This window comes from Curtobacterium oceanosedimentum, from assembly GCF_020297365.1.
Lineage (GTDB): Bacteria > Actinomycetota > Actinomycetes > Actinomycetales > Microbacteriaceae > Curtobacterium.
On sequence record NZ_JAIXIG010000038.1, the window covers coordinates 1 to 21798 of the forward strand.

The window sequence follows — 21798 nt, forward strand, 5'->3', positions numbered from 1 at the left end:
GCCCCGTCTCCCGACTCGTCGGAGCGACCGTGCTGTCCGTCGTCGTCCTCGTCGTGGCGTGTGCCCTGTCGATCGCGTTCGGGTCGCGGCCGATTCCGCTCGGCACCGTGTTGGACACCGTGCTGCACCCGGGGCGCAACGACGAGGTCGGGCTCATCGTCTTCGGCAACCGGGTACCCCGCACCGTCGTCGGGCTGCTCGCCGGATCGGCCCTCGGCGTCGCCGGCGCGGTGATGCAGGGCGTGACCCGCAACCCCCTGGCCGACCCGAGCATCCTCGGCATCAACTCCGGCGCGACCCTGGCGATCGTGGCCGGCATCGCCCTGTTCGGCGTGAGCGGCACCGCGACGTACCTGCCGTTCGCCTTCGTCGGCGCCGCGCTCGCGGCCCTGCTCGTCTACGGCGTCGCCGCGGCCGCTCGCCGCGGGTTGTCGCCCGTCGGCCTCGCCCTGTCCGGAGCCGTCGTCGCCGCCGCGCTGTCCTCGGTGACCACGGCGGTGCTCGTGACCGACCAGAGCCTGCTCGACCAGCTGCGCTTCTGGCAGGTCGGCGCGCTCACGGGCAAGGACCTGGCGACGGCCGGGGTGGTCACCGTCCCCGTGCTCGTCGGCCTCGTCATCGCGTTCGCCCTCGGCCGGTCGCTCAACACCCTCGCGCTCGGTGACGAACTGGCGGCGTCGCTCGGGCAGCGGGTCGTGCTCGTCCGCGCCGTCGGCGGGGTCGTCGCCGTGCTGCTGGCCGGATCGGCCGTCGCCGCAGCCGGCCCCGTCGCGTTCGTCGGCCTCGCCGTGCCGCACGCGGTCCGCCGGCTGAGCGGGCCGGACCACCGCTGGACGATCCTGCTGTCGGCGATCGTCGCCCCCGCGCTGCTGCTCGTCGCCGACGTCGTCGGGCGGCTCGTCGCGTACCCGGGGGAGCTGCAGGTCGGCATCGTCACCGCGCTCATCGGTGCACCGGTGTTCATCGCACTGGTCCGGTCGCGGGCGGTGCGGGGACTGTGAGCGGGGTCCGTCGCCCGACCGGCCCCCGGCTGACCGCGCTCCGCCGCGAGGCCATCGTCCTCGTCGCGGTCGTCGCCGTGATCGCGGTGCTCGTGCTGGTCGGGCTCGGCGCGGGATCGATCCCGCTGTCACCGGGGCAGGTCGTCGCGGGTCTCGCCGGGCAGGGCGACCGGATCTCGGACTTCGTCATCGGACAGCTGCGCGGCCCCCGGGTCCTCGGCGCGGTGCTCGTCGGCGGCAGCCTCGGGGTCGCCGGCGCCATCGTGCAGAGCGTGGTGCGGAACCCCATCGCGAGCCCCGACGTCATCGGGGTCACCTCGGGTGCGAGCGCCGCCGGCCTGACCGCCATCGTGCTGTTCGGAGCGTCCGGCGGCACGTTGTTCTCGGTCGTGCTCGTCGGCGCCGTCGTGGTGTCCACCGTGATCGCGGCGCTGGCCTGGCGTCGGGGCATCACCGGCAACCGCGTCGTCCTGGTCGGCATCGGCGTCGCCGCCGTGTGCTTGAGCATCACCGGGTGGATGCTCACGAGCGGGTCGGTCACGCAGGCCGGCACCGCGCTGCTCTGGCTCTCGGGCAGCCTGAACGCCGTGGACCGCGACCTGGTCGGCGTGCTCGGCGTCGCGTTCGTCGTGCTCCTGGTGCTCGCGCTGCTGCAGTCCGCGCGCCTGCAGGTCCTGGGCCTCGGCGACGAGGTGGCCGCGGCGCTCGGACTCCGGCCGGACCGGGCGAAGGTGCTGCTCCTGCTGACCGCCGTGAGCATGACGGCCGCCGCCGTCGCGACCGCGGGTCCGGTGTCGTTCGTCGCGCTGATGGCCGCGCCGATCGCCCGGCGGCTGGTCGGCGGGGGCCGGGTCGCCCTCGCCCCGGCGGCCGCGGTCGGTGCCGCGATCACGCTCGGCAGCGACCTGATCGCACAGTTCGCGATCCCCGGCAACGCCCTGCCGGTCGGTGTCGTCACCGGCGTGGTCGGCGCGCCGTACCTGCTCTGGTTGCTGGCGCGCGGACGCTGAGCCGCGCCATGCGCCCGGCGGGACCCACTACCGGACGGGAGGCGCGGTGCGGCCCCGCCACGCGCCTCCGGTGGGTCCGTCCGCGCCGCTCGCGCGGGGCTGCGCGTTCGCGGATCGCGGAAGTCCCTCCACAGTCCCCGATCGGGGCTGCCGTTCCGGCCCTCGTTTCCGATACGCTGATGGGCCAAGAGGAGGAGGTCCACCGATGCCAGATCCAGTGGTCCCGCAGCCGGGCGGTCAGAAGACCCCGGAGCAGCGGCTGGTCGACACCACGCTGACCTTCAGCATGGACATGGGAGCGGCGCTCACCGCCGAGTCCGGTGTCTCGAGCGAAGAGCGTGACGCCGTGAACGCCCTGCCGTCCGGCTCGGCGTTGCTCGTGGTCCGCCGCGGCCCGAACGTGGGCGCGCGGTTCCTCCTCGACTCCGACGTCACGACGGCCGGTCGGCACCCCGACGCCGACATCTTCCTCGACGACGTCACGGTCTCGCGCAAGCACGCGCAGTTCCTGCGCCACGGCACGAGCTTCAGCGTCAAGGACAACGGCTCGCTGAACGGCACGTACTTCGACGGTGTGCGCATCGACGAAGCGCTGCTCACCGACGGCGCCGAGGTCCAGGTCGGCAAGTTCCGCCTCACGTTCTACGCATCCCGGGTCGACCTGGCGCGCCTGGCGAACGCGTAGTGGCCGCACGGTCCGCTGCGGCCCGGGCGGGGTCCGCGGCCCCGGACCTGCTCACGATCGGGCAGGTCCTCGCTCGCCTCAAGCCCGAGTTCCCGGACCTGTCGAGCTCCAAGCTGCGGTTCCTCGAGGAGCGCGAGCTCGTCACCCCGATCCGCACGGCCAGCGGCTACCGCAAGTTCTCCGCCGCCGACGTCGAGCGGCTCCGGGTGATCCTGGGCCTGCAGCGTGACCACTACCTCCCGCTCAAGGTCATCAAGGACTACCTTGCCGACCTCGACGCCGGTCGCGAGCCCGTGCTCCCCGGCGGTGGCGACGCGCCCCGCCCCTCGATCCTCGGCCGGGAACGCCGCCACACTCGCGACGAGACCGTCCGGGCCGCCGGCGCCTCGCCGATGCTGCTCGCCGATGCCGTCTCCGCGTCACTGCTGCCGGCGACGGAGACCTACGGCGACGACAGCGTGTCGGTGCTGAAGGCACTGGTCGAGCTGCAGCGCACGGGCATCGAGCCGCGGCACCTCCGCACCCTGCGCAGCACCGCCGAGCGCGAGGTCGGACTCATCGAGTCGGCGCTCATGCCCGTCTCGCGACGCGGTGACGCCACGTCCCGTGCCAAGGCCACCGAGCTCGCGCGCGAGATCGCCGGACACCTCGAGATCATCCGGTCGAACCTCATCCGCCAGGCCATCGGCCGTCTCGACGCATGACGCCGGCGGGTGTCCCGACGGGGGTTGTGTGTCGGTGGTTCGGGCGTATCCTCGACACGCCGGACGCGCCGGGTCGGATGTCCCGCGCGGGAGCGGTCGGAGTCGCTACCGTGGACCTCGGAACAACTCTCAACCCGTCGTTGAAGCTTCGGGTGGGAGCTCGATCGTCGTGGAAGGCAAGCTCATGAGTGGGAACGACACCCCTGGCACCGAGTCTGATGTGACCCGGTACGACCTCGGGCTGCTCTTCACCGATGGTCTGCCCGAGCACGACGAGCAGAACGGCTACCGCGGCACCGTCGCCGCACGCGCAGCCGGCATCTCGTACCGTCAGCTCGACTACTGGGCCCGCACCGAACTCGTGCAGCCCACCATCCGCGGGGCCGCCGGCTCCGGATCGCAGCGCCTCTACGGGTTCCGCGACATCCTCGTGCTCAAGCTCGTCAAGCGCCTGCTCGACACCGGTATCTCGCTGCAGCAGATCCGCACCGCCGTGAACCAGCTGCGCGAGTCGGGCGTGTCCGACCTCGCCCAGACCACCCTGATGTCCGACGGCGCCTCGGTCTACCTGTGCACCTCGGACGACGAGGTCATCGACCTGGTGTCCCGCGGCCAGGGTGTGTTCGGCATCGCCGTCGGCAAGGTCCTGCGCGAGGTCGAGAGCTCCCTCGTCGAGCTCGACGCCACCGCTGCGGCGGACCCCTCCGACGAGCTCGCCGCTCGTCGCGCTTCCCGCGCTTCCTGACCAGGTTCTCGTCCCGCGGCTCGGCCCGGGTGGTCACGAACCGCCGTGCGCGCGTCGCCGACTGGTCACGGGCTGTCGGCTGCGACCTTGCCGTCCGACAGTCGGTGACCGCTCGTCGGACGTGAGCGACGTGTCGTGACCGCTGGGCGAGCCGGACCCGGGCGCGTCTGCCGGGGGCGGGGTGCGCCTCCTGGCAGTCGGCGCGTGGCCACGAACCGTCGCGTGCGCGTCGCCGGGTGGTCACGAACCGCCGTGTGCACGTCGCCGACTGGTCACGGGCTGTCGGCTGCGACCTTGCCGTCCGACAGTCGGTGACCGCTCGGCGGACGTGAGTGGCGTGTCGGCGCAGGCGCACCGCCACAACGAGCTGAGGTCGCACTCCGGCCCAGTACCAACTGCCGGTACTGGGCCGGAGTGCGACCTCGACGTGTCGCGACGGGCGTGCGACTAGGCGGCGCCGCCGTCGGCGTAGGGGCCGATCTTGCCCGTCCGCATGATGCGCTCGAGCAGCTGGTCGAAGTTCTTCGCCATCTCCTGCGCGGACTCGCCGGGCCACACGTGCAGCGGCTTCGCGGCACCCTGCGCCTGCTGCAGCGACGTGCGCTCCGGCAGCTGCGGGGAGAGCACGAGCGGGCCGAACATGTCGCGGAGCTCCTTGATGCGGAACTGGTGCTCGAGCGACTGCACGCGGGCACGGTTCACGATGATGCCGAGGGGCTGCAGGCGCGGGGAGAGTCCGCGGCGGATCTCCTCGATGGCACGCAGGGCACGGTCGGCGGCGGCGACGGAGAACAAGCCGGGCTCGGTGACGACGGTCACGCGGTCGGACGCAGCCCACGCGGTGCGGGTCAGGGCGTTCAGCGACGGCGCGCAGTCGATGAGCACGAGCTCGTAGTCCTGCTCGACGTTGGCCAGGGCCTCTTCGAGCTTCCAGATGTCGCGGATCGACGGGTGCGGCCCGTCGAAGTTGATGGCCGAGGGCGACCCGACCATGACGTCGATCTTGCCCTGGGAGCCCTTCGTCCAGCCCGAGGGGGCGATCGCCTGACGGACGATCTTCTCCTTCGGGTTCTCGAGGACGTCCGCCACGTTGAGGTGGCCGGCGAGGTTGATGTCGAGGCCGGTCGAGACGTCGGACTGCGGGTCCAGATCCACCACCAGCGTGCGCAGTCCCTTGGCGAACGCGGCCGAGGTCAGGCCGAGCGTCACCGTCGTCTTGCCGACACCACCCTTGAGGGAGCTCACGCTGAGTACATGCACGATCAGCAACGTTACCGCCACTAGGGTTGTCTCACCTCAACCCGGGCTGAAAGGGACGTCGTGTTCAGCAAGATCCTGGTCGCGAACCGTGGCGAGATCGCCATCCGAGCCTTCCGTGCCGCGTACGAGCTGGGGGCGCGCACCGTCGCCGTCTACCCGCACGAGGACCGCAACTCCCTGCACCGGTTGAAGGCCGACGAGGCCTACCTCATCGGTGAGCGCGGCCATCCCGTCCGCGCCTACCTGGACGTCTCCGAGATCATCCGCGTCGCGCGCGAGTCGGGTGCGGACGCGATCTACCCGGGGTACGGGTTCCTGTCCGAGAACCCGGAGCTCGCCGCCGCGGCCGCCGCGAACGGCATCACGTTCATCGGGCCGGGCGAGCACGTGCTCGAGATGGCCGGCAACAAGGTGACCGCCAAGGAGCACGCGATCGCGGCCGGCGTGCCGGTCCTGGCGAGCACCCCGGCGGGCCGGGACATCGACGAGCTGATCGCCGGTGCCGACGCGATCGGCTTCCCGGTGTTCGCCAAGGCCGTCGCCGGCGGTGGTGGCCGTGGCATGCGCCGGGTGGAGACGAAGGACGAGCTGCGCGCCGCCCTCGAAGCCGCCATGCGCGAGGCCGACAGCGCGTTCGGTGACCCGACGATGTTCCTCGAGCAGGCCGTCATCCGTCCGCGGCACATCGAGGTGCAGATCCTCGCGGACGCCTCGGGCACCGACGACGGCACCATCCACCTGTTCGAGCGGGACTGCTCGGTCCAGCGGCGCAACCAGAAGGTCGTCGAGATCGCCCCCGCGCCGAACCTCGACCCCGCGATCGCGCAGGCACTGCACCGCGACGCCGTGGCCTTCGCCCGGTCGATCGGCTACGTGAACGCCGGCACCGTCGAGTTCCTGCTCGACACCGAGGGCGAGCGCGAGGGGCAGCACGTCTTCATCGAGATGAACCCGCGCATCCAGGTCGAGCACACCGTGACCGAGGAGGTCACCGACGTCGACCTCGTGCAGTCGCAGATGCGCATCGCAGCGGGGGAGACCCTGGCCCAACTCGGGCTCTCGCAGGACACCGTCGCCGTGCACGGTGCGGCCCTGCAGACCCGCATCACGACCGAGGACCCGACGCAGGGCTTCCGTCCGGACACCGGTCGGATCAGCACGTACCGCAGCCCCGGCGGCGCGGGGGTGCGGCTCGACGGTGGCACGGTCGCCACCGGCGCACAGATCAGCCCGCACTTCGACTCCATGCTCGCGAAGATGACGTGCCGCGGGCGGGACTTCCCGGCAGCGGTGGCCCGGGCGAAGCGCGCCCTCGCCGAGTTCCGCATCCGCGGCGTGAGCACGAACATCCCGTTCCTGCAGGCCGTGCTCGAGGACCCGGACTTCGCCCGCGGTGACGTCTCGACGAAGTTCATCGAGGAACGCCCGCAGCTCTTCGGCGGGCACGTCTCGAAGGACCGCGGGACGAAGGTCCTCACCTGGCTCGCGGACGTCACGGTGAACAAGCCGAACGGCGAGCGGTCGCCCCTGGTGATCGACCCGAGCGCCAAGCTCCCCGCGGTCGACCTGTCGGCGCCGGTGCCCGAGGGGCAGCGCGACCGTCTGCTGGCGATGGGGCCGGTTGCGTGGTCGAGGGCCCTGCGCGCCCAGACGGCCCTCGCCGTGACCGAGACGACGATGCGCGACGCCCACCAGTCGTTGCTCGCCACCCGCGTCCGCACGAAGGACCTGGTCGCCGTCGCCCCGCACGTCGCCCGGCTCACCCCGCAGCTGCTCAGCGTCGAGGCCTGGGGCGGTGCCACGTACGACGTCGCGCTGCGGTTCCTCGGCGAGGACCCGTGGGAGCGGCTCGCCTCGCTGCGCGCGGCGATGCCGAACATCCCGATCCAGATGCTCCTGCGCGGTCGCAACACGGTCGGCTACACGCCGTACCCGACGGAGGTCACCGACGCCTTCGTCGCCGAGGCCGCCGCCACGGGCGTCGACGTGTTCCGGGTGTTCGACGCGCTCAACGACGTCAGCCAGCTGCGTCCCGCCCTGGAGGCCGTGCTCGCGACCGACACGGCCGTCGCCGAGGCGGCGCTCTGCTACACCGCCGACCTCCTCGACCCCGCCGAGGACCTCTACACGCTCGACTACTACCTCCGCCTGGCGGAGCAGATGGTCGAGGCCGGCGCGCACGTCATCGGCATCAAGGACATGGCCGGGCTGCTCCGCGCCGGTGCGGCCGAGAAGCTCGTCACCGCCCTGCGGGAGCGCTTCGACCAGCCCGTGCACGTCCACACGCACGACACGGCCGGCGGACAGCTCGCGACCCTGCTCGCTGCCTCGCGCGCGGGTGCCGACGCGGTCGACGTCGCCGCGGCCCCGATGGCGGGCACGACGAGCCAGCCGAGCATGTCGGCCCTGGTCGCCGCCCTGGCCCACACCGAGCGCGACACGGGCCTGTCGCTCGACGCCGTCGGTGACCTCGAGCCGTACTGGGAGGCCGTCCGCCGCGCGTACGCCCCGTTCGAGTCCGGTCTGGCCGGGCCGACCGGGCGCGTCTACAAGCACGAGATCCCCGGCGGACAGCTGTCGAACCTCCGGCAGCAGGCGATCGCGCTCGGGCTCGGCGACCGGTTCGAGCAGGTCGAGGACTGGTACGCCGAGGCGAACCGGATCCTCGGGCGCCCGACCAAGGTCACGCCGTCGTCGAAGGTCGTCGGCGACCTCGCGCTGCAGCTCGCCGCGGTCGGCGCCGACCCGGTCGACTTCGAGCAGAACCCCGACAAGTACGACATCCCGGACTCCGTCGTGGGGTTCATGGCCGGCGAGCTCGGCGACCTGCCCGGCGGCTGGCCCGAACCGTTCCGGTCGAAGGTGCTGGCCGGCCGTGACGTCCGGGTCGAGATCACGCCCGTGCCCGACGACGAGCGGGACCACCTCCGCACGCCCGGACCGGGACGGCGGAGCGCGCTGAACCGGCTGCTCTTCCCGCAGCCCACCCAGCAGTTCGCCCGGGCCCGTGAGCAGTACGGGGACCTGTCCGTCGTGCCGACGGTCGATTACCTGTACGGGCTGCGCCCCGGGCAGGAGCACACCGTGCCGCTCGGCAAGGGCGTCGACCTGCTCGTCGGCCTCGAGGCGATCGGCGAGGTGGACGACAAGGGCATCCGGACGGTCATGGCGACGATGAACGGGCAGCTCCGCCCGATCGCCGTCCGCGACCGTTCGGTCGAGGTCGAGACGAAGGCGGCCGAGAAGGCCGATGCGTCCGACCCGAAGCACGTGGCCGCGCCGTTCTCCGGCGTGGTGACGCTCAAGGTCGCCGTCGGTGACGTCGTCCAGGCCGGTCAGGCCGTGGCGAGCATCGAGGCGATGAAGATGGAAGCGGCCATCACGGCGCCCGTTGCGGGCACCGTGGGCCGTCTCGCGATCCCGGTGACCCAGCAGGTGGACGCCGGCGACCTCCTGGTGGTGCTGCAGTAAATTGACCGTCCGTCCCATCCGCCTGTTCGGCGACCCCGTCCTCCGCTCACCGTCCGACCCGATCCGCCCCGAGGCGCTCGGTTCCCCGGGCGTCCGTGACCTGGTGCAGGACCTCATCGACACCGTGCAGGAGCCCGGCCGCGCCGGCGTCGCCGCTCCGCAGATCGGCGTCGGCCTCCGCGCGTTCTCGTACAACGTCGACGGCGAGGTCGGGTACGTGCTCAACCCCGAGCTCGTCGAGGTCTCCGGCGAGCCCGAGCTCATGGACGAGGGCTGCCTGTCCGTCCCGGGGCTCGGCTACCCGACGCGCCGGTACCCGCACGCCAGGGTCCGCGGCGTCGACGTCGACGGCAACGAGGTCGTGCTCGAGGGCACCGGGCTCATGGCCGAGGCGCTGCAGCACGAGTGCGACCACCTCGACGGCACCGTCTACGTGATGACGCTCGACCCCGAGGTGCGGCGGCAGGCACTGCGGGACATCCGTGCGCAGGACTGGTTCCACTGAGCGGTCCCACAGCCTCCGGCGCCGCAGCTGTGCGCTCCGGGCACGCTGCTGGTGACACCCCCACGGGGGATTGTCGCTCCGTCCTGACGAGGAGGTACCGTGCTGCTGTCGGCCTCCCACCGACACCCCTTCCCACCCCCAGGACTCCCGCATGACCAGTCAGAACGACGAGCTCAGCTCGCACCGCACCCGCACCAACCGCCGTCCCGCCGAGACCTCCGTCACGACCGGGTCGACCGCCGTCCTCGACGCTCCCGCGACGGAGCAGTCGCAGGAGGCCTGAGCACCGCAGGCGCCCCCGGCGCCCGCTGAACCGCCTGGAGGCCCGGATCCCGTCCGTCGGACGTGATCCGGGCCTCTCCCCATCGGCACGGCCGACCCGCCGCTGGCGCGGCGCGTCGGAACCGGCGACGTGGGCCCAGGCGGTTGCGGCCAGGGCGGTCGCGGCCAGGGCCGCTACGAGCGGTTCCGGCGGCGACCCTCGACGACGGGCGTCGCCGTCGTCTGGACCTTCGACCCGGAGTAGATGTGGTCGACGTCGGCGGCGAAGTCGCGCAGGATCACCGACCGCTTGATGGTCAGCTTGGGCGTGAGGTGTCCGGAGGCCTCGGTGAGCTCGGCGTCGAGGACGGTGAACGACCGGACCGACTCGGCGCGGGACACCCGCCCGTTGGCGACGTCGATCGCCTCCTGCAGTGCGGACAGCACCCGCTCGTCGGCGGCGGCCGCGCGCGGGTCCAGCGCCGGCGTGATGCCGCGGGACTCGCACCAGCCGGGCAGCATCTCGCGGTCGAGCGTGACGAGCGCGGCGACGAACGGCTTGCCCTCGCCGACGACCACGACCTGCCCGACCAGCGGGTGCTCGCGGATGCCGTCCTCGAGCGGCGCGGGGGCGACGTTCTTGCCGCTCGCCGTGACGATGAGCTCCTTGGCGCGACCGGTGACCGTCAGCACGCCGTCGGCGTCCAGGCGGCCGAGGTCGCCCGTGCGGAACCAGCCGTCGGCGAAGGCCGCCGCGGTCGCCTCGTCGTTCCGCCAGTACCGGTCGAACACGTCCACGCCGCGGATGAGGATCTCGCCGTCGTCGGCGGTGCGCACCTCGACCCCGGGGAGCGCACGGCCGACCGACCCGATCCGCAGTTCGCCGGCACGGTTCACCGTCGCGGGGGCCGTCGTCTCGGTCAGGCCGTAGCCCTCGAGGATGTGGACCCCGATCGAGCGGAAGAAGTGCGACAGCCGGGGGGACAGGGGCGCCGAACCGCTGATCGCGTACCCGACGCGGCCGCCCAGGGCGTCGCGGAGCTTCGCGTAGACGAGCCGGTCGAACAGCCGGAACCGCAGGCCGAGCAGGAACGGCACGCGTCCGGCGGCCACCGCCTCGGAGTGCGCCACCGCGGTCGCCGCAGCGGCGCGGAAGATCCGTCCCTTGCCGCCCAGGTCGGCCTTCTGCTCGGCGGAGTTGTAGATCTTCTCGAACACGCGGGGCACCGCGAGCAGGAAGGTCGGGCGGAACGTCGACACCGCCCGCATCAGGTCCTTCGTGTCCGGCTCGTGGCCGACGAGCACGCCGGCGTGCACCGACATGACGGCGATGAACCGGGCGAACACGTGGGCGAGCGGGATGAAGAGCAGGGTCGAGGCGCCGTCGGCGACGACCTCGGGCATGGCCTCGGTGGCGCCCTCGACGGTGCCGGTGAAGTTGTCGTGCCGCAGGACGCAGCCCTTCGGCCGTCCGGTGCTGCCCGAGGTGTAGATGATGGTGGCGTCGTCGTGGCCGTGCACGTCGGCGGTGCGGGCGTCGAGCTCCTCGTCGGTGACGTCCTCGCCGAGCCGCACGAGGTCGTCGAGCCCGCCGCCGTCGATCGTCCAGTGCTGTCCGAGCGCGGGCAGGTCGGGCGCGATCGAGGCGACCCGGCGCGCGTGCTCCTCCTGCTCGACGACGATCGCGACGGCCTCGGAGTCGGACAGCACCCAGCGCACCTGGTCCGGGGAACTCGTCTCGTACACCGGTACCGAGACGAGGCCGGCGGTCCACACGGCGAAGTCGACGAGGGTCCACTCGAGTCGGGTGCGGGACAGGATCGCGACGTGGGCGCCCGGGGCGAGCCCGGCGGCGACGAAGCCCTTCGCGATCCCACGCACCCGCGCCAGCGTCTCCGCCGCGGTGATGGGGGTCCAGGTGTCACCGTGCCGCTGGGCCAGGATCGGACGGTCCGGCGTCAGGCGGGCGCGGTCGGCGAGCAGCTGCGCTGCGGAGCCGTGGTCGGGGGCGACGGGACCCGTCCCGTGGGGTGCGGCGTGCCTCCCGGCCGACGTCCCGGTGCCGGCGGCGGCGCTGCCGACCGGGCTGGTGTCGGCGGCGGCGCTGCGGGTGGAGGCGCTGCTGCGTGCAGGACGCTGATCGTTCACGGTGACTCCCTTGTCTGCCGATTCGACTCGAGTGCCCCTCGACGTGCGGGGGCACCGCCAGCATAGGACGCGTCACCCACGCGTTCCGCGACTTCGCGGTGAACCGGTAGGCTCGTTCCTCGTGCACGCCATCGGAATCGACATCGGGGGCACCAAGATCGCGGGTGCGGTCGTGACGGAACTCGGCGAGATCGTCGCCGAGGACCGCGTGGCCACCAACGCTGCGGACCCGAACGCCATGCTCGACGACGTCGTCTCGATGGTCGAGCGACTCAGCTCGCTCCACCAGGTCGGCGCCGTGGGGGTCGCCGCCCCCGGGTTCATCGACGCCTCGCAGTCGATCGTCTACTACACGCCGAACATCCGGTGGCGCAACGAGCCGCTCCGGCAGAAGCTGCAGCAGCGCCTCGGCGACCTGCACATCACGGTCGACAACGACGCGAACGCCGCGGGCTGGGCGGAGTTCCGGTTCGGTGCCGGTCGCCTGGTGTCCGACATGACCATGCTCACCATCGGCACGGGCGTCGGCGGCGCCATCGTGACCGAGGACCGCCTGTTCCGCGGCGGCTTCGGCACCGGCGGCGAGATCGGTCACCTGCGCATCGTGCCGAACGGTCTGCCCTGCGGCTGCGGCGCCCGTGGCTGCATCGAGCAGTACGGTTCCGGCCGCGCCCTGCAGCGCATGGCGAACGACGTCGCCGACGCCGGCGGCATCGGCTCGGCCCTGGCCGACGCCCGCGCCGAGAACGGCGGCGAGCTCGACGGCAGGATCGTCGGCGACCTCATCCTCGCCGACGACCCGGGCGCGCTCGCGGCCCTGCGTCGGCTCGGTCGGCACCTCGGCGAGGCCTGCGCCTCGCTGTCGGCGGTGCTCGACCCGCAGCTGTTCGTGTTCGGCGGCGGTGTCGCCAGCGCGGGGGACCGACTGCTCGACCCGATCAAGCAGGCGTACCTCAACAACCTGCCGGCGCGGGGGTACCACCCCGAGCCGGACTTCGTCATCGCCGAACTCGTCAACGACGCCGGCGTCGTCGGTGCGGCCGACCTCGCGCGCATCCACGCCCGCACGGCGTAGGGTCGGGCGCCACACCACCCCGGGTCACCCACCACCTGGACCTTCTCACCACCTGGAGTCGTCGATGACGTACTGGCTGCTGAAGAACTTCGTGCTCGGCCCGCTCATCCTCACCCTGTTCCGGCCGTGGGTGGTCGGTCGCGAGCACGTGCCGACCTCGGGGCCGGTCATCTTCGCGTCGAACCACATCTCGTTCATCGACTCGGTGATCCTGCCCGCCGTGCTCGACCGTCGGCTGTCCTTCCTGGCGAAGAGCGACTACTTCACCGGCCGCGGCCTGAAGGGCTGGGCGACGAAGACGTTCTTCAACGCCATCGGGCAGCTCCCGATCGACCGTTCCGGCGGCAAGGCGTCCGAGGCGTCGCTCCGCACCGGTCTGCAGGTGCTGGCGCGCGGCGAGCAGCTCGGCATCTACCCCGAGGGCACGCGCAGCCCCGACGGCAAGCTCTACCGCGGTCGTACCGGCATCGCCCGGATGATCCTCGAGGGCCGGGTGCTCGTCGTGCCCGTCGCGATGGTCGGTACGCGTGAGGTGCAGCAGATCGGCCAGAAGTTCCCGAAGATCAAGCGCGTCGGCGTGGTGTTCGGCAAGCCGCTCGACTTCTCGCGCTTCCAGGGCTTCGAGACGGACCGGTTCATCCTGCGGAGCGTCACCGACGAGGTCATGCACGAGCTCGCCGGCCTGAGCCGCCAGGAGTACGTCGACGTCTACGCCACCAGCGTCAAGGAGCGGGCCAGCTCGGCGCGCGAGGCCGTCATGCGCGAACGGAAGACGACGCCTGCACGTTAGGCTCTGAGGGTCCCGGTACCCCGCCGGGGCGCCCGTCGTGCCGGTCGTCGGCACCGGGCCGCACGCACAGAACACCGAGGTAACGCCCGTGCCCGAGTCGACCGACCCCGTCGCCCTGCAGGATCCGGACGCGATCGAGGGGCTCGACCACTGGCGGACGCTGCCGATCAAGCAGCAGCCGACCTGGCCCGACCCCGTCGCGGCCGAGGCCGCCTCGGCCGAGATCGCCGCCCTGCCGCCGCTGGTGTTCGCGGGCGAGGTCGACGAGCTCCGCCAGCGGCTCGCCGCCGCGGCCGAGGGCAAGGCGTTCCTGCTGCAGGGCGGCGACTGCGCCGAGACCTTCGCCGGCGCCACCGCCGACTCGATCCGCGACCGCGTCAAGACGATCCTGCAGATGGCGGTCGTACTGACCTACGGCGCCTCGACGCCCGTCATCAAGATGGGCCGGATGGCCGGGCAGTTCGCCAAGCCGCGCTCGAGCGACTTCGAGACCCGCGGCGACGTCACGCTGCCCGCCTACCGCGGCGACATCGTGAACGGCTACGACTTCACGCCGGAGAGCCGCCAGGCCGACCCCCGGCGCCTGGTGCAGGGGTACCACACGGCTGCGTCGACCCTGAACCTCGTGCGTGCCTTCACGCAGGGCGGGTTCGCCGACCTGCGGCAGGTGCACTCGTGGAACCAGGGCTTCGCGTCGAACCCGGCGAACGCCCGCTACGAGCACCTCGCCAAGGAGATCGACCGCGCGATCCGCTTCATGGCTGCCTGCGGCGCCGACTTCGAAGCGCTCAAGCACGTCGAGTTCTACGCCTCGCACGAGGGTCTGCTCATGGACTACGAGCGCCCGATGACCCGCATCGACTCGCGCTCCGGCCAGGCGTACGACACCTCGGGGCACTTCATCTGGATCGGCGAGCGCACCCGTGACCTCGACGGCGCCCACGTGGACTTCCTGTCGCGCGTGCGCAACCCGATCGGTGTGAAGCTCGGCCCGACGACGAGCGTCGACGACATGAAGGCCCTGGTCGACAAGCTCGACCCGGAGCGCGAGCCGGGGCGTCTGACGTTCATCACCCGCATGGGTGCCGGCAGGATCCGCGACGAGCTGCCGAAGCTGCTCGAGGCGATCAAGGGCATGGACGCCAACCCGCTGTGGGTCACCGACCCGATGCACGGCAACGGCCTGACCACGCCGACCGGGTACAAGACCCGCCGGTTCGACGACGTCGTGGACGAGGTCCTCGGTTTCTTCGAGGCGCACCGCCAGGTCGGCACGTACCCGGGCGGCATGCACGTCGAGCTCACCGGTGACGACGTCACCGAGTGCCTCGGCGGCTCCGAGCACATCGACGAGGCCACCCTCGCGACGCGCTACGAGTCGCTCTGCGACCCGCGCCTCAACCACATGCAGTCGCTCGAGCTCGCGTTCCTCGTGGCCGAGGAACTCGGCGCACACCCGCACGTCCGCCCGTAGCGGCTGCACCCACCGGACGGGAGGCGCGGTGCCAGCCGGCACCGCGCCTCCCGTCCGTCGTGTGCGCGCGTTCCGGGCCCGCCCCGAGTCCCGGGGTGCCGGACGGCTCGCGCGTACGGCGACGCGAGACGTGTCCGCTCGGGCGAGCCGCGCGGCGGCCTACTGGTCGTAGGACAGGGTGATGGTGTCGCCGCGGCGCACGGTCGCACCGGCGCCCGGGTCGGTGCCGGTGACGGGCAGCGAGCCCTTCCAGTCGTAGAAGCCGCACAGGATGTTCGTGCAGTCCGGCACGCGCACCTGGAGCCCCAGCCCCTCGAGCGTCGCAGTGGCGTCGTTGATGGTCTCGCCGACGACGCCCTCCCCGGGCACCGTGATCGGGGCCGGGCCCTTCGACACGACCACGTCGACCGCCGACCCGCGCACGGCGGGGGAGTCCGCCACCGTCGCCGAGACGACCTGGCCGGACGGCACGCGCTCGTCGTACTCCTCGGACCGGGCGCCGAGGACCAGCCCGACCTCGTCCAGGGCAGCCGAGGCCTCGTCGACCGTCTTGCCGACGACGTCGGGCACCGGGCCGAGCGACACCGTCAGGGTGATCCGCCCGGTCTCGCCGTACGCCTGCACCGACGTCAGGTCGAGCGCCTTGCCGCCCGGGGCCCGACCGGTCGCCGCGATCACGGTGTCCTTCGGGGCGTCGGCGGAGAACTGGTAGCGGTCGTCCTGCAGTGCGAAGTCGTCGTCGAGCGCTGCCGTCACGGTGGACACCGGCTGCCCGACGATCGCCGGCAGCGTGATCATCCGCGGGCCCTGGGACACGACGAGCTGGACGGACGTGCCCTTCCGGACCTCGCGTGCCGCGGCGGGTTTGGTCGTGGACACCTGCCCCTTCGCGACGACGGCGTCGAACCGGGATCCGGTCGTCGACGCCGCGTGCAGGCCCTGGGCTTCGAGCAGCTGCCGGGCCTGCGAGACCGACTTGCCCGTGACTTCCGGGATCCGGACGTTGCCGCCCGGTCCCGGTCCGAAGTACCAACCGATGCCGGCCGCGACCACGGCGAGGGCGACGACGACGGCGAGCAGCACCCAGCCGCGACGCCGCCGCTTGGCCGACTGGTCGGCGAGCCGCTGGCCGGCGGGCGAGAGCGCACCCGGCTGCGAACCGGTGCGACGGGGGCCGGGAGGCGCGTTCCGGCCGCGCGCCGGGGCCCGGCCGCGGTCGGCGTGGTCGATGACGGCGGTCTCGTCGGCGGCCGGCGACGCCGGGGCGGCGGCGCTGCTCGCACCGGCGACACCGCCGGTGCCGTCACGGGACGGAAGGATCGCGGTCGCGTTCTCGGGGCGCAGCACGGCCGTGCGGTACTGGCCGGTCGCCCGCTGCTGGTTGCCCGCCATGTGGTCGAGCATCTCGCGGGCGTCGCGGGGACGGTCCTCGGGGTCGCGCGCGGTCGACCAGGCCACCAGCTCGTCGAGCTCGGGTGGCACCCCGTCGACGGCGGCACTCGGGGCGGGGACGGAGTCGTTGGCGTGCTGGTAGGCGATCTGCATCGGCTGGTCGCCCTTGTAGGGCTGCTCGCCGGTGAGCATCTCGTACAGCATGATGCCGAGCGCGTAGATGTCGCTGCGGGAGTCCGCCGAACCGCGCGTGACGAGCTCGGGGGACAGGTACGCGATGGTGCCGAGCAGTGCGGCGCCGGTCGCCGTGTTCGCCGTCGTCGCCCGCGCGAGCCCGAAGTCGCCGAGCTTGATGCGGCCGTCGTCGGCGAGCAGGACGTTCTCGGGCTTGAGGTCGCGGTGCACGATGCCCGCGCGGTGCGCCGACGCCAACCCGGCCAGGACGGCTCGCAGGATGTCGGTCGCCTGTTCCGGGGTCAGGGCGTGGTGCTCCTGCAGCAGGTCCCGCAGCGTGATGCCGGGGATGTACTCCATGACGATGTAGGCGATCTCGCCCTCGGCGCCCTGGTCGTACACGCCGACCAGGTTCGGGTGCGACAACCGCGCGGCGGAGCGGGCCTCCTGGATGAACCGCTCGCGGAACGCCTGGTCGTCGGCCAGGTGCCCGTGCATGATCTTGATCGCGACGCGTCGCTCGAGGCGGACGTCGGTCGCCAGGTACACGGTCGCCATGCCCCCGCGCGCGATGCGGGAGCGGACGCGGTACCGCTGATCGATCATGCGACCGATCATCGGGTCCGTGGCGGCGTTGGTGCTCATCGGCGGCATTCTACGAACCGAGACCGGGGCGGACCGCACCGGCGCACCGGCCGTGACCCAATCTCGATCTTCCGGATGAGGGTCAGAGCGTCGCGAGCCAGCCCTGGGCGGCGCTCGCCCAGTTCGCGTAGGCCTTGGGGTAGGCCGAGAGCTGGACGGCCTGGGCCGCGTCGGTGATGCTCATCGACGACCACCGGGGCACGTCGAGCAGCCCGCGGGTCTTACCCGCGTTCGGGTTGCTCTGTCCGCCGAAGAACAGCTTGGTGGCGTACGTCGGGTCCTGCAGCTGGCGCGCGGTGCCCCAGCCCTGGCTCGGACGCTGCTGGAACAGGCCCACCGAGTCACGGTCGCCGTGCGACAGGTTGCGCAGGCTCGACTCCTGCATGGCCGCTGCCAGGGCCACGACGATGCCACGTTCCGGCACACCGAGGGACCGGCCGACGGCGACGATGATCGCGGCGTTCGCGCGCTGTTCGGCGCTCAGCCCGACCGCACCGCTCACGGCTGCGCCGGACGCGGCCGAAGCGGCGGTGGTGCGCGACGAGGACGGGATCACGAGGGTCTTGCCGGCGTAGATCGTGCTCGTGTACGACAGACCGTTCGCCGACAGCAGCGACGCGACGGACACCCCGTTCGAAGCAGCGATCGAGCCGACGGTGTCGCCGGAGCTGATCGTGACGCTGGACTTCGCGGCCGGGGCGGCGGTGGTCGCGGGGGAGGCGGTGGTCGAGACGGCCGTGGCGGCCGACGTGCCGTGCGGCACCCGGAGCGTCTGGCCCGGGTAGATCACGCTGCGCTGGGACAGGTCGTTCGCCCGCAGCAGCGCCGAGGTCGACACCCCCACCCGGGACGCGATGCCGGAGACGGTGTCGCCCTGCTTCACGTGGTAGCTCGAGGTGCCGGAGCCGGTCGAGGCGGTCGACGTCGACGCCGTGCGCACCGAGGCCGTGGTCACGGCGGGCGTGGAGGCGAGGTGCAGCGTCTGACCGGGGTGGATGATCGTGTTCCACCCGAGGCCGTTGCGCACCAGGACCTCCTGCGCCGACAGACCGAAGCGGGCGGCGATCGAGGACACCGTGTCGCCCTGGCGGACGGTGTAGGAGGTCGGCGCCTTCGTCGTCGCGGCGACGGTCGTCACCGTGGTCTGCGCGGGGCGGGCGACGGCGGTGCCGAACACCGGGCGGTCGCCGAGGTTGCGGTCCTGGTCGACGTGACGCTTGTGGTTCGCGTCCGCGTCGTCGTGCCGCGGCTCGGCGTGCGCGACGGGTCCGGTCAGGCCGGCGGTCACCGCGATGGTGCCCGCGAGGACGATGGGCATCGTGGCGAAGCGGGCGGATCGTGCGCGCCGGGCGTCTTCGTCTGCAGCGTGGTCCACGGGTCTCTCCTGATCTCGACTGCGCCGTGCGCGAGCATGCGCGCACTCACAGGTGGCACAACGCTGGCATGGCGTGATTCCCAAGTCAACCAGAGAGTCGGATGTGATGGATGTGACCAATGTTGTGCACGGGGCGGCGCAACTCCCCGGTCCGCTCTGGCAACATGGGCGTGTGAGTGCCGAACCCACCGACGACCTGACCCTCTCCGAACGCTGGCTGACCGTCCCCGAGCTGGTGGACATGTTCAGCACGAGCCCGGGGCGGATCCACCGGCTCTTCGAGCAGAAGACCCTGCTCGCCGCGCGTGTGGGCGGTGTCCTGCGGGTGCCGAGCGAGTTCATCGAGGACCGCGAGCCCCTGCCCGAGCTCCGCGGCACCCTGATCGTGCTCGGCGACAACGGCTTCACCGACGACGAGGCCGTGCGCTGGATGCTCACGGTCGACGACGCGATGGGCACCACGCCGATCGCGGCCCTGCGCGCCGGCCGCAAGGCCGAGGTGCGTCGCATCGCCCAGTCGCTGCTCTAGTCGCGACCCCCTTGACGGACGGGAGGCGCGGTGCCAGCCGGCACCGCGCCTCCGTCCGTCTGCTGGTTCGTCTAGGACGACCGGCGGCTGACCGTGTCGGCGAGCGACGCGAGCTGCTCGCGTGCCGACGGCGACAACGGCGACGCGTCCAGCGCCGCCTTCGCACGCTGCACGTGCCGGTCGATCGAGCGCTCCACCGCTGCCACGGCACCGGACTCGGTGAGGGTCGCGCGGAGCATCTGCACCTGTCCCTCGTCGAGGTCCGGGTCACCGAGCAGCTCGTCGAGCAGCTGGCGCGGACCGTTCGGCAGCGCCTTGCGGGCCGAGGCGATGAGGACGGTGCGCTTGCCCTCGCGCAGGTCGTCGCCCGCCGGCTTGCCCGTGACCTCCGGGTCGCCGAACACGCCGAGCATGTCGTCGCGGAGTTGGTAGGCCACGCCGAGGGGCAGGCCGAAGGCGCGCAGGCCCTCGAGCTGCGAGTCGCTCGCGCCGGCGACCAGGCCGCCGATGACGAGCGGCGCCTCGATCGAGTACTTCGCCGACTTGAAGACGATGACGCGCTGGGCGCGGAGCAGGTGCTCGGACTCGTCGGTGACGGGCCACGCGGTCTCCTCGTGCACGTCGAGGTACTGCCCCGCCGTGACGTCGAGGCGCATCGCGTGGAACTCCTGGCGGACGATCCGGGCACGGACCGGGTCGAGGAGCGCGAGGCCCTCGTCGAAGACCGAGTCGCTGAGCGCGAGCAGCAGGTCGCCGAGCAGCAGCGCCGCGTTCGTGCCGTACTGACCGCGGTCGCCGACGAACCCGGAGTCCTCGTGCAGCGACTCGAACCGGCGGTGCGCTGCCGGGCGCCCGCGGCGGGTGTCCGAGCGGTCCATGATGTCGTCGTGCACCAGGGCCGCGGCGTGGAAGACCTCGAGCGCGGCCGCGACGGTGACGATCGCCTCGGCGGTGGTCTGACGGGAGCCCTCGGCCAGCGGGTCGAACGAGCCCGAACGGCCCGCCACCGACTGCCATCCCCAGTAGCAGAACAGCGCCCGGAAGCGCTTGCCGCCGGACAGCAGGTCCCGGGCGTACTGGTCGAACGGGGCGAGGTCGGGGCTGATCGCGAGCAGGCGTTCCCGTTGCTCGTCGAGTGCCCGGTCGATACGCGCCGATACGAGGTCCACTAATCGCGTACTCTCAGCCACGATCCCTACCCTAGTGGAGTGGTCGAGGCATAGAATCGGTCCACTCAACCCGCGTTTCCCAACCCCGCGTCGATCCCAAGAACAGAGGGAACCAAGATGCCGCTCTCGGAACAGGAGCAGCGCCTTCTCGAAGAGATGGAGCGCAGCCTCTACCAGAACGATTCCGATTTCGTGGCGCGTGTCACACGTCGACAGGGCCGTCCGACGTACACGGTCATCACACTCGGAGTCCTCGGCGCACTCGCCGGTGTCGCCATCGTCATCGTCGGCCTGGTCATCAAGGCGCCGCTGCTGGGCATCCTCGGCTTCGTCGTGATGCTCGCCGGCGTCCTGTTCGCCCTGCGACCCGGCATGCGGGCGCCCAAGGCGAAGTCGGCTCGTCCGGGCAGGCCGGCGTCGGGTCGTCCGTCGCGGCCGTCCTCCGGTGGGGGCGGCGGTTCGTTCATGGACCGTATGAACGAGCGCTGGGACAAGCGGAACGACCAGAGCTAGCGCGCTCCACACTTTGTACGGGGTCGGCCTTCGGGTCGGCCCCGTTCTGCGTTCCCGGGGGTGGGGTGCGGTGGAGGGGTGCGCGCTGCGGTTGCGCGGGGTGCGGTTGCGCGGGGCTGTGCGACGCGCCGTCTGCTGTGCGTCGAGGTCGCACGAAGTGTCGCTCGACGGCCGCGCGAGCGACTGATGGTGCGACCTCGGCGGGGCGCACGCGGCGTGTCGTGACCGGTCGCTGACCCGACGTCGAGCGGGGCGCTGCCCGGGAGTCTGCGGTCGACGTCGACCGGACACTTTCAGGCCGTGCGGGGGTCAGCCGCCGCTGTGCCGCGCTGTGCCACGCCACGGGTAGTTCGTCGAGGTCGCGCGACGCGCCGTTGGTTGGCAGCCGAGGTCGCACGAAGTGTCGTCCGAGGTCGGCGAGAGCGACTGATTGCGCGACCTCGGCGGGACGCGGGCGGGGTGTCGTGACCGCTCGCTGACCATTCGTCGACCGGGGTTGACCGGGTTGGCCGGGGCGGCCGGGTTGGGCGGTTGACCGGACGACCGGACGACCGGACGACCGGACGATCGGACGACCGGGCTCGCGGGGGTCGACCGGGCGGGATCTGCGGTCGACCTCGGCCGGACGACCTCGGCCGGGCGACCTCGGGCAGGGCCGGGGACGGGCGTCGCCGCGCCATGCCCTGCGCGGACCGCCGAGGGTGCGCGACATGCCGCCTGCCGGACGCCGAGGTCGCACGACGTGTCGCCTCCGGCTGGTGGGAGCAACTGGTTGTGCGCCTTCGGCGGGGCGTGGACGGGGTGTCGCGACCGGTCGCGCAGAGGCCGGCCGACGGGGGAGACGCGACCGCCTCGTCTGGTGCGGGCGGCGG

Annotated in this window: 18 protein-coding genes; 13 read left to right on the top strand and 5 right to left on the bottom strand. The window is 72.2% G+C overall.

Translation table 11 applies throughout. The annotated features are described in order from the left end of the window. The 5 genes from LEL83_RS14585 to LEL83_RS14605 form a co-directional block, all read left to right on the top strand. Window positions 1-1001: FecCD family ABC transporter permease (locus LEL83_RS14585; RefSeq protein WP_225559355.1), on the top strand; the 1001-nt coding region annotated here is incomplete at its 5' end. Further along, complete coding sequence (locus LEL83_RS14590) at window positions 998-2011, top strand: FecCD family ABC transporter permease (protein ID WP_225559356.1); 1014 nt, start codon at window positions 998-1000, stop codon at window positions 2009-2011. The genes LEL83_RS14585 and LEL83_RS14590, both read left to right, overlap by 4 nt. A gap of 205 nt (window positions 2012-2216) precedes the next feature. After that, the gene (locus tag LEL83_RS14595) at window positions 2217-2696 is read left to right on the top strand and encodes an FHA domain-containing protein (protein WP_198658268.1); all 480 of its coding nucleotides are present in this window, start codon (window positions 2217-2219) and stop codon (window positions 2694-2696) included. Next, entirely contained in the window at window positions 2696-3400 is a 705-nt protein-coding gene (gene ftsR, locus LEL83_RS14600; RefSeq protein WP_198658269.1) for a transcriptional regulator FtsR, read from the top strand. The genes LEL83_RS14595 and ftsR overlap by 1 nt, the downstream gene beginning before the upstream one ends. Before the next feature lie 184 nt (window positions 3401-3584). Beyond that, window positions 3585-4145, top strand: a complete 561-nt coding sequence (locus tag LEL83_RS14605) for a MerR family transcriptional regulator (protein ID WP_027465231.1) — start codon at window positions 3585-3587, stop codon at window positions 4143-4145. Between the two features lie 447 nt (window positions 4146-4592). Here the strand turns inward: LEL83_RS14605 and LEL83_RS14610 are convergent, their stop codons facing one another. Continuing rightward, complete coding sequence (locus LEL83_RS14610; RefSeq protein ID WP_110892730.1) at window positions 4593-5405, bottom strand: ParA family protein; 813 nt, start codon at window positions 5403-5405, stop codon at window positions 4593-4595. A 60-nt stretch (window positions 5406-5465) separates the two neighbouring features. Between LEL83_RS14610 and LEL83_RS14615 the strand changes: the two genes are divergently transcribed. The 3 genes from LEL83_RS14615 to LEL83_RS16065 all read left to right on the top strand — a co-directional run bounded on the left by LEL83_RS14615 (window position 5466) and on the right by LEL83_RS16065 (window position 9664). Continuing rightward, window positions 5466-8876 (top strand): pyruvate carboxylase, encoded by a 3411-nt coding sequence (locus LEL83_RS14615; protein WP_225559357.1) that lies wholly within the window; start codon window positions 5466-5468, stop codon window positions 8874-8876. Window position 8877: 1 nt separating this feature from the next. Further along, window positions 8878-9381: a peptide deformylase gene (locus LEL83_RS14620; protein WP_198658271.1), complete on the top strand. Its 504-nt coding sequence runs from the start codon at window positions 8878-8880 to the stop codon at window positions 9379-9381. A 151-nt stretch (window positions 9382-9532) separates the two neighbouring features. Then, window positions 9533-9664, top strand: a complete 132-nt coding sequence (locus LEL83_RS16065; RefSeq protein WP_263867599.1) for a hypothetical protein — start codon at window positions 9533-9535, stop codon at window positions 9662-9664. Between the two features lie 173 nt (window positions 9665-9837). Here the strand turns inward: LEL83_RS16065 and LEL83_RS14625 are convergent, their stop codons facing one another. Then, window positions 9838-11790 carry an AMP-dependent synthetase/ligase gene (locus tag LEL83_RS14625; protein ID WP_225559358.1) on the bottom strand — a complete coding sequence of 651 codons (1953 nt, stop codon included), beginning with the start codon at window positions 11788-11790 and terminating at the stop codon, window positions 9838-9840. Between the two features lie 121 nt (window positions 11791-11911). On the opposite strand from LEL83_RS14625, the gene LEL83_RS14630 reads away from it, so the two are divergent. From LEL83_RS14630 to LEL83_RS14640, 3 genes are all read left to right on the top strand, one after another. Then, window positions 11912-12865: an ROK family glucokinase gene (locus LEL83_RS14630; RefSeq protein WP_198658273.1), complete on the top strand. Its 954-nt coding sequence runs from the start codon at window positions 11912-11914 to the stop codon at window positions 12863-12865. A gap of 64 nt (window positions 12866-12929) precedes the next feature. Then, a complete protein-coding gene (locus LEL83_RS14635) occupies window positions 12930-13655 on the top strand; it encodes a lysophospholipid acyltransferase family protein (RefSeq protein ID WP_198658274.1) in 726 nt (241 codons plus the stop codon). Window positions 13656-13743: 88 nt separating this feature from the next. Next, on the top strand, window positions 13744-15129 hold the full coding sequence (locus tag LEL83_RS14640; protein ID WP_198658275.1) for a class II 3-deoxy-7-phosphoheptulonate synthase: 1386 nt from the start codon (window positions 13744-13746) through the stop codon (window positions 15127-15129). A gap of 159 nt (window positions 15130-15288) precedes the next feature. On the opposite strand, the gene pknB is transcribed toward LEL83_RS14640, so the two are convergent. Both pknB and LEL83_RS14650 read right to left on the bottom strand, forming a co-directional pair. Further along, entirely contained in the window at window positions 15289-17340 is a 2052-nt protein-coding gene (pknB, locus tag LEL83_RS14645; RefSeq protein WP_225559359.1) for a Stk1 family PASTA domain-containing Ser/Thr kinase, read from the bottom strand. A gap of 82 nt (window positions 17341-17422) precedes the next feature. After that, on the bottom strand, window positions 17423-18715 hold the full coding sequence (locus LEL83_RS14650) for a LysM peptidoglycan-binding domain-containing protein (protein WP_225559360.1): 1293 nt from the start codon (window positions 18713-18715) through the stop codon (window positions 17423-17425). A 172-nt stretch (window positions 18716-18887) separates the two neighbouring features. Here LEL83_RS14650 and LEL83_RS14655 point away from each other — a divergent pair, with 172 nt between their 5' ends. Continuing rightward, window positions 18888-19244, top strand: a complete 357-nt coding sequence (locus LEL83_RS14655) for an Rv2175c family DNA-binding protein (RefSeq protein WP_198658277.1) — start codon at window positions 18888-18890, stop codon at window positions 19242-19244. 71 nt (window positions 19245-19315) lie between these two features. On the opposite strand, the gene LEL83_RS14660 is transcribed toward LEL83_RS14655, so the two are convergent. Beyond that, window positions 19316-20434: a polyprenyl synthetase family protein gene (locus LEL83_RS14660; protein WP_198658278.1), complete on the bottom strand. Its 1119-nt coding sequence runs from the start codon at window positions 20432-20434 to the stop codon at window positions 19316-19318. Window positions 20435-20530: 96 nt separating this feature from the next. Here LEL83_RS14660 and LEL83_RS14665 point away from each other — a divergent pair, with 96 nt between their 5' ends. Then, on the top strand, window positions 20531-20926 hold the full coding sequence (locus LEL83_RS14665; protein WP_225559362.1) for an SCO2097 family morphological protein: 396 nt from the start codon (window positions 20531-20533) through the stop codon (window positions 20924-20926). Window positions 20927-21798: the final 872 nt, after the last annotated feature.